Raw genomic sequence first — 13,574 nt, forward strand, 5'->3', positions numbered from 1 at the left:
ACCGATACACCACGTCCCAGGACTTGACCGAGCCCGGCGCGTGTGGCATACTTACTGCCGCGCTCCTGCGGCACTCCGGCCGCGTGTGAGAAGGAGCGAATCGAAGGATGGGTCATGGCGGGTTTCGGTTCCGGCGTACCTCGCTGACCGACCCGCGCACCCGCATGCGTATCTCGTGTCAGCGCCCCCTGACACAACCCGGAGATCCGCATGCCCGCTTTTCGTCCTTCCGTCGCGCTTCACGACCTCACCTTCGCCTGGCCGGATGGCTCCCCCGCCATCGACCGCATCTCGGGCGCCTTCGACCGCGGCCGCACCGGCCTCGTCGGGCTGAACGGCGTCGGCAAGTCGACGCTCCTGCGCATCGTCGCCGGTGACCTCACCCCGACCAGCGGCAGCGTGACGACGACCGGTGTCGTCGACTACCTCGCGCAAAACCTGACGCTCAGGCCGCACAACACGGTCGCCGACCTGCTGGGTGTCCGAGACATCCTCGATGCCATCCGTGCGATCGAGGGCGGCACGATCGATCAACTCCTCTTCGATCTGATCGGTGACGAGTGGGATGTCGAGGCCCGGTCGATCGCCGCACTCGCCGCCGCCGGTATCGAAGTCACCGATCTGGACCGAGCCGCAGCCACGCTGTCAGGCGGCGAGACGATGCTGACCGCGCTCGTGGGTGTGTCTCTGCGCCGCGCCGACATCGCACTGCTTGACGAGCCCACCAACAACCTCGATGGTGATGCGCGCGAGCGGGCGTACGAGCTGGTGAGCGGATGGCGCGGCACCCTCATCGTCGTCAGCCACGACATCGCGCTGCTCGAACTCATGGACAGCACCGCCGAGCTCCGCGCCGGTTCGCTGTCGGTCTACGGCGGGCCCTACAGCGCGTATCGCGAGCAGGTCGCGACCGAGCAAGAGGCAGCGGCGCGGGCGCTGCGGGCGGCCGAGCAGACGCTCAAGGCCGAGAAACGCCAGCGCATCCAGGCCGAGGAGAAGATCGCGCACAGCGAGCGTCAGGGACGCAAAGACGTCGCCAACCGCAAGTACGTGAAAGCTGTCGTGAACGATCGCCGGAACTCCGCGGAGAAGGCACAGGGCAATCGCCGCGGCATCCTCGACGACAAGGTCGCGAACGCGCGTGAGGCTGTCGACGCCGCCGAGTCCCGCGTGCGCGACGATGATCACATCTCGATCCAGCTCACCGATCCCGGCGTTCCCGCGGGCCGTCGCATCGCGCGGTTCATCGACGCCGAGGGCCGCGAGACATCCGTTCAGGGTCCCGAACGCGTCGCCGTGACCGGACCGAACGGCGTGGGCAAGACGACGCTTCTCCGTCAGCTCATGGGCGATGCGCCGGCGGCGACACCGGGCCGTGCGCGCGCCGAGGCGATGGTGGATCACATCGGGTACCTCTCGCAGCGCCTTGATGGGCTGGATGACGGGGCCTCCGTGCTCGACAACGTCGCGAAAGCCGCACCGGGGGTCGCCCCGGGCCAACTCCGGAATCAGCTTGCCCGGCTCCTGCTGCGCGGGTCGAGCGTCGACCGCCCTGTGGCGTCGCTATCGGGTGGCGAACGGTTCCGCGCCGTACTGGCGACGCTGCTGCTCGCCAGTCCCCCGGCTCAGCTCCTGGTGCTCGACGAGCCGACCAACAACCTCGACATCCCGAGCGTCGGTCAGCTCATCGAGGCTCTCGCCTCGTATCGCGGAGCCCTGATCGTCGTCAGCCACGACCGCGCATTCCTGGACGGGCTCGATCTCACGACCGAGTTGCGGCTGGACCGCGAGGGCGTGCTGACGAGGGTGACCTGAAGGGAGCGATCAGACCGAGGTCGCGTGATGGACCGGATGCCGACGCTCGAGCGCCGAGCCCTCCACATCGACGTTCGGCACGATGCGATCGAGCCAGCGCGGCAGCCACCAGGCCGACTGACCGAGCAGGTGCATGAGCGCGGGCATCAGCAGCATCCGCACAACGAACGCGTCGAACAGCACGCCGAGCGCGAGCCCGAGGCCCATCGACTTGATGATGACCGACTCGGACGTGATGAAGCCCGAGAACACGGCGACCATGATGAGCGCTGCCGCCGTCACGACCGTCCGCCCAGCACGGAATCCCTGCGCCACCGCGAGACGCGCCGGCGCCCCGTGCGCCCAGGCCTCGCGCATGCCTGATGCCAGGAAGAGCTGGTAGTCCATCGCGAGGCCGAAGAGGATGCCCACCAGAATCACCGGCAGGAAGCTCAGGATGGGTCCCGGATTGTGCACCCCCAGCAGCTCACCGAACCAGCCCCACTGGAAGACCGCTGTCACGGCACCGTAGGTCGCGAACAGCGACAGCACGAATCCGGCTGTCGCGATGAGAGGAACGAGGATCGATCGGAACACCATCATCATGATCAGGAACGACAGGCCGACCACCACGAGAAGGTAGAGCGGAAGCACATCCGCGAGACCCTCCGAGATGTCGATGTTGATGGCCGCCTGGCCTGCGACGCCGAGGGTGATGTCACCGTCGACAGGCGGCAGGTCACGAAGATCCCGGACGAGATCCTCGGTCGACGTGCTGTTCGGGCCCTCGGCGGGAATCACCTGGAATGCCGTGAGGCTGTTGTCATCCGAGAGCGCGACGGGAGCGACCGCGACCACGTCCTCGTGCGACGCGAGCTCGCGGGCGACGCTGAGCTGCGCGTCGAGCGCACCGTCTTCGTCGAGACCCTCGGGCAGCGCGGCGGTGACGAGCAAGGGACCGTTGGTGCCGGCCCCGAACGACTCGTCGATGAGCGTGAAGGCACGGAAGGCGGTCGAGTCCTCGGCCTCGGAACCTCCGTCGGGCAGCCCCAGGCGCATCGACAGCGCGGGAATGGCCACGACGAGCAGCGCCACGGTCGCGACGACGACGGTCAGCACGGCACGCAGGGTCGACATGGGCCGGACCGACCGGGATCGCTCGGCCACGACATCCGGATTCGCCGCGCGCGCACGGGCCACCGCACGCTTGCTCAGAATGCGGTACTTCGCGAGTCCCAGCAGCGCCGGGGTCAGCGACACCGCGATCAGCACCGCGACGGCGACGCTCACCGCACCCGCCGTTCCCATGACGCCGAGGAATGGCACGCCCGTGATGTTGAGCGCGAGCAGGGCGACGATCACCGTCGCGCCGGCGAAGACGACCGCGTTGCCCGCGGTGCCGTTGGCGAGGCCGATCGACTCATGGACATCCGCCCCCTCGAGCAACTGCCGTCTGTGCCGGTAGATGATGAACAGCGAATAGTCGATGCCGACCGCGAGCCCGAGCATCACGCCGAGGATCGGGGTGACGGACGCCATCTGCACGACGCCCGAGAACGCCAGCGTCGCCATGGCACCGATCGCGACACCCACGAGGGCCGTGACGATGGGGAACGCGGCGGCGAGTATCGACCCGAGCACGACGACCAGGACGATCGCCGCGATAGCGACACCGATCGCTTCGCCGACCCCGAGAATCTCGGGGACGCCCTGCGAGATATCCGTCGAGAACGCCACCTCGGTGCCGTCGACCGGCTCGGACTCGAAATGCTCGATGACGGCCTCTTTCGAGCTCTCCGCCAGTTCGAGGCGAGGTTCGGAGAACTGCACGTTGACCAGCGCCGTGGCATCGTCGTCCGAGACGAGGCCGATACCGTCGGCGTACGACAGCAGCTCGGCCCCGCGTTCGAGCTCGGCCTCGTTCTCGTCGATCGTTGCGAGACCATCGGTCAACTGCTGAAGTTGGTCGTCGACGATGGCTTGCTGGGCGTCCAACTCGGCCTGCTGAGCGTCGAGTGACGCCGTCGGCAGTCCCCGCGCCTCGAGTTGGGCACGCGCCCCGTCGAGCTGTGCCTGACCGGCATCCAGCTGCACCTGGGCATCGTCGAGCTGCGCCTGGCCCGCCTCGGCCTCGGCGCGCGCGTCCGAGATCTGCGTGCGGCCGTCCTCGACCTGCTGCCGCTGGTCCATGAGCTGCTGGTCGGCCGCGAACGGGTCGGTCACATCCGACACGTCGGGCAGATCGCGCGCCGACTCCGCGAGCTCGGTGATCTCTGCGCGCTGTTCATCGGTGAATGGCGCGCCATCGTCGGTGTGGTAAACCACGATGCCCGACGCGCCGCTGAAGGCGGGCAGCTGCTCCTCGAGGTCGGCGATGACATCGCCCGACGCGGTCCCGGGAATGTCGAAGCTGGAGCTCAGGCCCGCAAACCCGACGACGAAGCCGCCGACCGCGATCCCGAGGATCACGAACCAGCTGACGATTACTGTCCAGGCCCGGCGTGCGGCAAACGATCCCAGACGATGCAGCAGCTCGGCCACGACTCTCCTTCGGTTGAGGGCGCGCCCCAACGAGGAGGCCGGCTCCATCGATCAGCACGGATAAGATAACACGCACCGTCTCGTCTAACCTGAGGAGTCCCGCCATGATGCTCCCCCGAAGCGGACCCGTGCGCAGCGAAGCCGCACGGCAGGCGATTCTCGACGCGGCAGCGGGGCTCCTCGCCGAACGCGGCTACGACCACCTCACGATGGAGGGTATTGCCGCGACGGCGGGCGTCGGCAAGCAGACGATCTATCGCTGGTGGCCCTCGAAGGGCGCTGTGGTCGCGGAGTGCCTCCTCGAGGGCAAACTGCTCGACGGGCGGCTACAGCTGCCCGACACGGGCGACATCCGCCGCGACCTGACCGGCTGGCTCGGCGGGATCTTCGCGCTCCTGGACACGGCTCAGGGCGAAAGCATCCTGCGCTCCCTGATTGCCGCGGCGGCAGAGCACGCCGAGATCGGTCGCCGGTTGCGCGACAGTCTCTCGGGCTCCGAGTCCGTCTCGGGACGCCTCTCCCGCGCTATCGGCACGGTGCCGAACCTGCCCGAGGGGGCCCCGGTCGAGCAACTCGCCGAGGCCCTGATCGGCGCCGTGCTGCTGCGGGCGCTAAGCCGCGCCCCCATCGAGCCCGGCGACGCCGAGCGCCTGCTCGACGCGGTTCTCGGCGCCGACCGCTGAAACGCGAGATCGGCCGAAAACAAAAAAGACCCTCGAAACTCGAGGGCCTTGCTTGCTGGGGTACCTGGACTCGAACCAAGAACAACGGAACCAGAAACCGCCGTGTTGCCAATTACACCATACCCCACCGGTCACGATCGAAACCGTGCCGACGATCCAGTCTAGACGACCGCGAGGGCCCTTCCAAACCGCGCCCGCTATGCGCGGTGCGCGACCAGGGCACCGAGGCGACGGATCGACTCCGCCTTGCCGAGCATCTCCATCGATTCGAACAGCGGCGGCGACACGCGACGCCCCGTCAGGGCCACGCGCGGCGGCCCGAAAGCGACACGAGGCTTGAGCCCGAGTCCCTCGACGAGCGCCGAATTCATCGCCTCCTGGATGGCCGCGGCCCGAAACTCCGACTCGGGCACAAGCTCCAGAGCCCCGACCGAGGCGACCAGCACCTCGTTCGCGTTGTCGGGCAAACCCGCGAGAGCATCGTCGTCGTAGGTCACCTCGTCGACGAACAGGAACCCGAGCATCCCCGGCACGTCACCGAGCAGTGGAATGCGCTCCTGCACGAGAGGAGCGGATGCCTCGATCAGCTCCGCCTCACGTGCCGTCGGCGGCGTCGAGATCAGACCCGCCGACGCCAGGTACGGCAGGATTCGCTCGGCGAAGTCGGCGGGCTCGAGCATCCGGATGTGGTCACCGTTGATCGATTCGGCCTTTTTCTGATCGAACCGAGCCGGGTTCGGGTTGACGTTGACGATGTCGAACGCGGCGACGAACTCATCGAGCGAGAAGATGTCGCGGTCATGGGCGATCGACCAGCCGAGGAGCGCCAGGTAGTTCAGCAGCCCCTCGGGGATGAAGCCCTTCTCGCGCTGCAGGAACAGGTCGGCGCGGGGGTCGCGCTTCGAGAGCTTTTTGTTGCCGTCGCCGAGCACGAGCGGCATGTGTCCGAAGCGCGGGATGAACGTCGTCACGCCGGCGTCGATCAGGGCGCGGTAGAGCGAGAGCTGCCGTGCCGTCGAGGGCATCAGGTCTTCGCCGCGCAGCACGTGCGTGATGCCCATGAGCGCGTCGTCCACGGGGTTGACGAACGTGTAGAGCGGGATGCCTCCGGCACGGACGACCACAAAGTCCGGGAACGACCCTGCCGGGAAGGTCACCTCGCCGCGGATCAGGTCTTCGTATGTGACGTCCTCGTCGGGCACGCGCAGACGCCAGGCGGGCTCGCGGCCCTCGGCACGGAACGCAGCCTTCTGCTCGTCCGTGAGGTTCCGGTCGTAGTTGTCGTAGCCCAGCTGTTTGGCGCGGCCGTTGGCCTCGTTGCGCGCGTCGATCTCTTCGGCGTTCGAGAAGCTCTCGTACACGGCACCGGCCGCGATGAGCTTGTCGAGCACCTCGCGGTAGAGGTCGTGCCGTTGCGACTGGCGGTACGGAGCGTGCGGTCCCCCGACCTCAACACCCTCGTCCCAGTCGATCTTCAGCCACCGCAGCGCGTCGAGCAGCTGTGCGTAGCTCTCTTCGCTGTCGCGCGCGGCATCCGTGTCTTCGATGCGGAAGATCATCTTCCCGCCGTGGTGGCGCGCGTACCCCCAGTTGAACAGGGCGGTGCGCACGAGACCGACGTGCGGCAGGCCCGTCGGCGACGGGCAGAAGCGCACGCGCACGTCCGCTCCGGTCGCGGTGGTGGTGGGGTACGGGGCAGATGCGGGGGCTTCAGACATGGCGACCCCAGCCTACTCGCGGCGCGGGCCTGGCCCTCTCGGCGAGGCTCCCCCGATTTGCCGCGCTCGCGCGTTCGGTATTCAGTCTCTGCGCGCTGCGCTCAAGGCCCGTCGCCCAAATTTCCGCGGAAAATCTCGAGCCAGACGACCCAAAAGACTGAATTACGAACGCGCGGATGCCTCAGGCCGGGTGGCGCCGCGGCTCCCGCCACACCAGAACAAGCCCGACCACGACGGCCGCGACCGCGACGATGGCGACGAGTGCGAGCCCGCTGTAGCCGATCCAGCCGAGCACGACACCCGCACCGACGGCGCCCGCAGCCCCGACGAGGTTCATCGCCAGGTCGCTCCGGCCCTGCCGGCGCGTGCGCAGGGGCTCGGCGGTCGCCTCGGTCAGCAGCGCCGAGCCGGAGACGGTCGAGGCACTCCAGCCGAGGCCGAGCAGGATCAGCGACACTGTTACCGCGACGGAAACCTCGGACCAGAGCCACGCCGTGAGCAGCGATGCCAAGAGCAGCGCCTGCCCGATCGCGATCGTCGGCAGGCGTCCGAGCCTGTCGGCGAGGATGCCGAATACCGGGCTCAACGCATACATCCCCGCAATGTGCAGGCTGATCGTCAGACCGATCACCGTCAGCGTCGCGCCGTGGTGCAGCAGGTGCACGGGAGTCATCGCCATGACCGCGACCATCACGCCGTGACTCGCCGCAACCGCGAAGATCGCGAAGCGCGCCAGCACAGGACGATCCGGATGCATCACGGCCCGGGTGCGCGCATCGCCGGTCAGGGCATCCCGGAGCCGTGCGGCGAGGAGGAGCGGGTCCGGCCGGAGGGCCAGCAGATACAGCGCGATCGCGAGCAGCTGTGCCCCGATCGTGAAGACGTAGGGCCCGGTCAGCGGGGGCATGCCGAGCGCTGCCCCGATCGACTCTCCGGGCCCGACGAGGTTCGGCCCGAGCACCGCACCGATCGTCGTCGCCCACACCACGAGCGACAGGTCGCGGCCACGCGTGGCGTCCGTGGCGAGGTCGGCGGCCGCGAACCGCGACTGGAGGTTCGCCGCGGTTCCCGAACCCACCAGCACGAATCCGACCAGCAGCAGCGGAAACATCCGAAGTCCCGCCGCGGTGATGACGACCGCAACGCCTGCCAGCGCGATGAGCATGCCCGCCGACAGCGAGATGCGACGGCCGCGACGCCGCGCGAGAGCCGCCATGGGCACGGCGAGGGCGGCGGACCCGAGCGTCAGCGACGCGGTCGCGAGACCCGAGAGCGAGTCATCGCCCGAGATGTCCGCAGCGAGTAGCGCCCCGAGCGAGATCGTCGCGCCGAGGGCGAGGCCGCCGAGCACCTGTCCCGACGCCAGCACCAGCACGGTGCGGCGCTGAACCGCCCCGATATCGGTGGGAAGCGCGGCCGCGGCTGTCATGTCGACCTACGCGTCGCGCACGGGGTTGCGCAGCACGCCGAGCCCCGAGATCTCGACCTCGACGACATCACCCGCGACGACCGGGCCGATGCCGGCGGGCGTGCCCGTGAGGATGACGTCACCCGGAAGCAGAGTGAACACGGCAGAGGCGTAGGCGATGATGTCCGGCACCGAGTGGATCATGTCGGTCAGGGGCGCCGACTGCTTGATCTCGCCGTTCACGCGCGTCTGCAGCGTGGCGGCGGCCGCGTCGAAGTCCGTCTCGATCGCGGGGCCGAGCGGGCAGAACGTGTCGAAACCCTTGGCGCGTGTCCACTGCCCGTCGCTCTTCTGGAGGTCGCGGGCGGTCACGTCGTTGCCGAGCGTGTACCCGAAGACGTAGTCGAGAGCGGATGCCGCGGGCACATTCTTCGCGATACGCCCGATCACGACGGCGAGTTCACCCTCGAAGTCCGTTCGGGTCGACTGCGGCGGGCGCACGATGGCGTCGCCCGGTCCGACCACGGCGGTGTTGGGCTTCAGGAAAAGCAGGGGTTCGGCCGGAGCCTCGCCGCCCATCTCGGCCGCGTGGTCGTGGTAGTTCTTGCCGACACACACGACCTTCGAGCGCGGGATCACGGGCGCCAGCAACGACACCTCGCCGAGCGGTACGCGCTCCCCCGTCGTGCCGAAGCCGGCGAACATGGGGTCGCCCTCGAGCACGACCAGATCGGTCCCGTCTACGATGCCGTAGCGGATGGACTCTTCGTGGCTGAACCGTACGATCTTCACCCGATCAGCCTAGCCACGCCCGACGCATCCCCGCGCTCCCTGAGCCTGTCGAAGGGAGCAGCCACACGCAAGTCGTTCCGACAAGCTGAACGACCGGCACACGCAGGTCGTTTCGACAAGCTCAACGACCGCCACGCACAGGTCGTTTCGACAAGCTCAACGATCGGCACGCTCAGTGACGGTCCCCTGAACGCGCCCAGACAGGAAAACGCGCGAGAACAGGAAAATCCACGACGAATCGTCCTGTCTCCGCACGTTCTCCTGAATTCGAACGAACCCGACCGCAGGCTCAGGCGTCGAGGCGCAGCATCCAGCCGTGCTTGTCCTCGCGGCGGCCGTACTGGATGTCGGTCAGCTCTTCGCGCAGTGACAGCGCGAGCGATCCGGTCGGCTGCTCGTCGAAGAAGGTGCGACCCTTGAGCCCTCCGATCGGGGTGACCACCGCGGCCGTGCCGCACGCGAAGACCTCGACGATGTCGCCGGATGCCACGCCCTCACGCCATTCGGCGAGTGAGACCGCCCGCCCCTGAACCTTGTGGCCCCGGTCTTCGGCGAGCTGCAGGATCGAGTCGCGCGTGATGCCCTCGAGGATCGAGTCCGACATGGGCGTCACGACCGTGCCGTCCTTGTAGACGAAGACGACGTTCATGCCGCCGAGCTCTTCGACGTTGCCGTCTTGGTCGAGGAACACGACCTGGTCGCAGCCGTTCTCGTACGCCTCGGCCTGCGGCAGCAGGCTCGCGGCGTAGTTGCCACCGGTCTTGGCCGCGCCCGTACCGCCCTTGCCCGCGCGCGCGTAGTCCTCCGACAGCCAGATCGTGACCGGCTTCACGCCGCCCGAGAAGTACGCGCCCGCCGGCGAGGCGATGACGTAGTAGTTGACCTTGTTGGCGGGGCGAACGCCGAGGAACGCCTCTTTCGCGAACATGAAGGGCCGGAGATACAGGCTCTGGTCTGCGGCATCCGGAACCCACGCACCGTCGACCTTGATCAGCTCCTGCAGCGACTGGATGAAGTACGAGACAGGCAGCTCGGGCAGAGCGAGGCGGCGCGCCGACCGCTGCAGCCGCCGACCGTTCTGGTCGGGTCGGAACGTGTGGATCGAGCCATCCGCGTGCCGGTATGCCTTGATGCCCTCGAAGATCTCTTGCCCGTAGTGCAACACGGCGGCTGCCGGGTCGAGGCTGATCGGGCCGTAGGGCTGGACGCGCGGGCGGTGCCAGCCTCCGCCGACCGACCAGCACACGTCGACCATGTGGTCGGTGAAGTGCGTACCGAAGCCGGGGTTCTCGAGAATCTGCGCGCGCTGGGCGTCGTTCTTGGCCTGGAGGTTCCGCTGAACCAAGAACTGCAGGGGCGCGAGTCCGGCGTCGCGGTCGGCGCCCGTGCCGGGGTTGTCGATAAGGGTCATGTCAGTCCTGCCGATCGAAGATGGGTCGGCGCGTGATCACCGAGAGAAAATCGCGAGAGCTGGCCGGGTATCCCGAAGCTCTCAGGCTACAGGCGAGCCGCGATCGCGTCGCCGATGGCGCTTGTGGTGCGGGGTCCGCCGTCGCGGTCCGCGATGTCGGCCTCGACCGCGCGGGTCACGCGATCGGCCGCCTCGGCCAGGCCGAGGTGTTCGAGCAGCAGGGCCACCGACAGGATCGCCGCCGTCGGATCGGCCTTCTGCTGCCCCGCGATGTCGGGCGCCGATCCGTGGACGGGCTCGAACATCGACGGGAGCGCACCCTCGGGGTTGATGTTCCCGGATGCGGCGAGACCGATGCCGCCGGTGATCGCACCGGCCAGGTCGGTCAAAATGTCGCCGAAGAGGTTGTCGGTGACGATCACATCGAAGCGGGACGGGTTCGTGACCAGGAAGATCGTTGCCGCGTCGACGTGCAGGTAGTCTACGGCGACATCCGGATGCTCCGCCGCAACCGCCGCGACGACCCGCTGCCAGATCGACCCGGCGTAGACGAGCACATTCGTCTTGTGCACCCAGGTGACCTTCTTCGACCGCTTCTCGGCCAGATCGAACGCGTACCGAACCACCCGCTCGATGCCGAACGCGGTGTTGACGGACACCTCGGTCGCGACCTCGTGCGGCGTTCCGGTGCGCAGCGACCCACCGTTGCCGACGTAGGGCCCCTCGGTACCCTCGCGCACGACGACGAAGTCGATCCCACCGGCATCCGCCAGCGGTCCGGGAACGCTCGGGTAGAACTTCGACGGACGCAGGTTGACGTAGTGGTCGAGCTCGAACCGGAGCTTGAGCAACAACCCGCGCTCGATGTTGGCGTTCTTCAGGCGCGGGTCGCCGGGCACTCCCCCGACGGCGCCCAGCAGGATCGCATCATGCGCGGCGATCGAGGCCAGATCGTCGTCGGTGAGCGTGTCGCCGGTCTCGAGGAACCGCGCGGCGCCGAGCGAGAAGTGCGTCTTCTCGAACGCGACATCCATTCCCGCGACCGCCGCGTCGAGGACCTTCTCGGCCTCGCCGACGACCTCGGGTCCGATCCCGTCACCGGGTATGAGTGCCAGCTTCACGACGCGCGTCATTGCTTTAATGCTCCTGGGGTGCGGTGGGTCGGGACCCTCCCAGGGTAGTGGCCGCGATCACAGCCGCGATCACGATCAGGAGCGCACCGATGAGCGACGTGATGACGACTCCGCCGTCGAACGCGTGCGCGGCCGCGGCCCTGAGGCCGTCAGCGATCGGCGCGGGTAGCCCCTCGGCGGACGCCATGGCGCCCGCAAGGGTTTCGCGCGAAGCATCCGCCGCGTCCTGCGTCAGACCCGGGGGCAGCAGCAGGTTGGCGCGGTAGTACGCCGTGAGGATGCCTCCCATGATCGCCGTGCCGAGCACCGCGCCGAGCTCGTAGGCCGTCTCGGACACGGCCGACGCCGCGCCCGCCTTGGCAGGAGGTGCGTTCCACAGGATCAACTCGTTCGAGACCGTCTCGGCCATACCGATGCCGGCGCCGAGCGACATGAACGCCACGGTCAGCATCGCGAGCGATCCGTCGCCCGCGGTGAGAGCGACGATCAGGTAGCCGAGCACCGAGAGGCCGAGGGCCGCGGGAACGAGAACACGCGGGGCGAGACGGCGGGCGAGCGGCACGACGCCGAGGCCGGCCGTCACCATGACCGCCAGGCCCGGAAGCAGGGCGATACCCGCGTTCATCGGGCTGAGGCCGAGGACCAGCTGCAGGTGCTGCGCGACGAAGTAGAGGAAGCCGACCAGGCCGATGACGCTCAGCAGGTTGACGAGGATCGCTCCGCTGAACGCGCCGCGCCGGAACAGCGACATGTCGAGCAGGGGCGTCTCGAGGCGCAGCTGCCGGCGGACGAACAGCACCGCGAGCACCAACCCGACACCCGCCAACGGCAGCGCGGGTCCCGCGAAACCTTCGACGGCGAGCGACTTGATCGCGGCGACGAACGGCACCATGGCACCGAGCGACAGGACGATGCTCAGGATGTCGATACGGCCCGGGTGCGGGTCGCGGCTCTCGGGCACGAGAATCGGCGCGAGCACGAGCAGCGGCAGCAGTACGGGCACGGCGAGGAGGAACACGGAGCCCCACGCGAAGTGCTCGAGCAGGAATCCGCCGACGATCGGGCCCAGGGCCATTCCGGCGCTGAAGCCGGCCGCCCAAACCGCGATCGCGAGGCGACGCTGTTCACGGTCGCGGAAGATCGTGCGCAGCAGCGACAGGGTCGCCGGCATGAGCATGGCGCCGAAGAATCCGATGCCCGCGCGCGCGGCGATGAGCAGTTCGGCCGAGGGTGCAAACGCGGCGGCGATCGAGAGCACACCGAAACCGGTCGCACCGATCAAAAGCAGCCGTCGGCGCCCGAAGCGATCGCCGAGCGACCCCATCGTGACGAGCAGGCCGGCCAGAACGAGCGGGTAGGCATCCACGATCCACAGCTGCTGCGCGCTCGTCGGCTCGAGGTCGAGCGCGATCTGCGGCAGCGCGAAGCTCAGCACCGTGTTGTCGACCGATACGAGCAGCACCGGCAGCATGAGCACGGCAAGCGCGGCCCACGCGCGGGGTCCCGCCTTTTCGCTCGTTGCGTGGGGTGCCGTCGACGTCCGCTTCGCCGAGTAAGTCTGTGTAGCCATGATCCGTTCCATTAGTAAACCGTCCAGCCGGTATAGTAACAGACATGCACGGAATCCCGCTGGGCACACACTGGGTACGATCGAGCGCATGAGTCGTCCCCCGCGAGCCCGAGAAAGCGTGCTCGATGCGTTCGAGGCGATCCTGATCGACGAGGGCGAGAGATCCGCGACGATGGACGCCACATCGCGCGCCGCCGGCGTCTCGAAGGGTGGGCTGCTGTACCACTTCGCCTCGAAGGAAGCGCTCGAGTCCGGAGTCATCGAGCGCCTCGACGCCCTGGTCACGGCTGATATCGAAGCCATGATGGACGCCGACGAAGGTCCTATCGCGTACTTCTTGAGGACGTCGGTGATGGAGAACGATCCGCTCGACCGGGCCATCCTCGCCACGTCTCGGCTCGCGCAGGGCGGGAATGCCTCAGCCAGCGCGGCGCTCCGCCGCGTGCGCGAACGCTGGGGCGACGCGCTCCGCCCGCATACGAAGGATGCGGCATCCCTCGACCTCGTGATGCTCGTGAGCGATG

General features: G+C 68.2%; 10 protein-coding genes and 1 tRNA gene. 3 read left to right on the forward strand and 8 right to left on the reverse strand.

The window, feature by feature from the left end; genetic code table 11:
* Positions 1-210 precede the first annotated feature (210 nt).
* Positions 211-1,815 (forward strand): ABC-F family ATP-binding cassette domain-containing protein, encoded by a 1,605-nt coding sequence (locus MIC448_RS00100; protein WP_036294125.1) that lies wholly within the window; start codon positions 211-213, stop codon positions 1,813-1,815.
* 9 nt (positions 1,816-1,824) lie between these two features.
* On the opposite strand, the gene MIC448_RS00105 is transcribed toward MIC448_RS00100, so the two are convergent.
* Positions 1,825-4,335, reverse strand: coding sequence for an MMPL family transporter (locus MIC448_RS00105; RefSeq protein ID WP_036294127.1), 2,511 nt, complete (start codon positions 4,333-4,335; stop codon positions 1,825-1,827).
* Between the two features lie 104 nt (positions 4,336-4,439).
* Between MIC448_RS00105 and MIC448_RS00110 the strand changes: the two genes are divergently transcribed.
* A complete protein-coding gene (locus MIC448_RS00110) occupies positions 4,440-5,018 on the forward strand; it encodes a TetR/AcrR family transcriptional regulator (RefSeq protein WP_036294130.1) in 579 nt (192 codons plus the stop codon).
* 55 nt (positions 5,019-5,073) lie between these two features.
* Here MIC448_RS00110 and MIC448_RS00115 read toward each other — a convergent pair.
* The 7 genes from MIC448_RS00115 to MIC448_RS00145 form a co-directional block, all read right to left on the reverse strand.
* A tRNA-Gln gene (locus MIC448_RS00115) sits at positions 5,074-5,145 on the reverse strand.
* Between the two features lie 70 nt (positions 5,146-5,215).
* Positions 5,216-6,736, reverse strand: coding sequence for a glutamate--tRNA ligase (gltX, locus tag MIC448_RS00120; protein WP_036294133.1), 1,521 nt, complete (start codon positions 6,734-6,736; stop codon positions 5,216-5,218).
* Positions 6,737-6,917: 181 nt separating this feature from the next.
* On the reverse strand, positions 6,918-8,165 hold the full coding sequence (locus tag MIC448_RS00125; RefSeq protein WP_036294135.1) for an MFS transporter: 1,248 nt from the start codon (positions 8,163-8,165) through the stop codon (positions 6,918-6,920).
* Between the two features lie 6 nt (positions 8,166-8,171).
* Positions 8,172-8,936: a fumarylacetoacetate hydrolase family protein gene (locus tag MIC448_RS00130; protein ID WP_036294138.1), complete on the reverse strand. Its 765-nt coding sequence runs from the start codon at positions 8,934-8,936 to the stop codon at positions 8,172-8,174.
* A 289-nt stretch (positions 8,937-9,225) separates the two neighbouring features.
* Positions 9,226-10,347 carry a branched-chain amino acid aminotransferase gene (locus MIC448_RS00135; RefSeq protein WP_051512817.1) on the reverse strand — a complete coding sequence of 374 codons (1,122 nt, stop codon included), beginning with the start codon at positions 10,345-10,347 and terminating at the stop codon, positions 9,226-9,228.
* Between the two features lie 86 nt (positions 10,348-10,433).
* Positions 10,434-11,480: a 3-isopropylmalate dehydrogenase gene (locus tag MIC448_RS00140; protein WP_036294141.1), complete on the reverse strand. Its 1,047-nt coding sequence runs from the start codon at positions 11,478-11,480 to the stop codon at positions 10,434-10,436.
* A gap of 4 nt (positions 11,481-11,484) precedes the next feature.
* The gene (locus tag MIC448_RS00145) at positions 11,485-13,050 is read right to left on the reverse strand and encodes an MFS transporter (RefSeq protein WP_051512819.1); all 1,566 of its coding nucleotides are present in this window, start codon (positions 13,048-13,050) and stop codon (positions 11,485-11,487) included.
* Between the two features lie 88 nt (positions 13,051-13,138).
* Here MIC448_RS00145 and MIC448_RS00150 point away from each other — a divergent pair.
* The coding region (locus MIC448_RS00150; RefSeq protein WP_036294149.1) for a TetR/AcrR family transcriptional regulator at positions 13,139-13,574 on the forward strand (436 nt) is incomplete at its 3' end.

Source organism: Microbacterium sp. C448 (genome assembly GCF_000582705.2).
Classification (GTDB): Bacteria; Actinomycetota; Actinomycetes; order Actinomycetales; family Microbacteriaceae; genus Microbacterium; species Microbacterium lacus_A.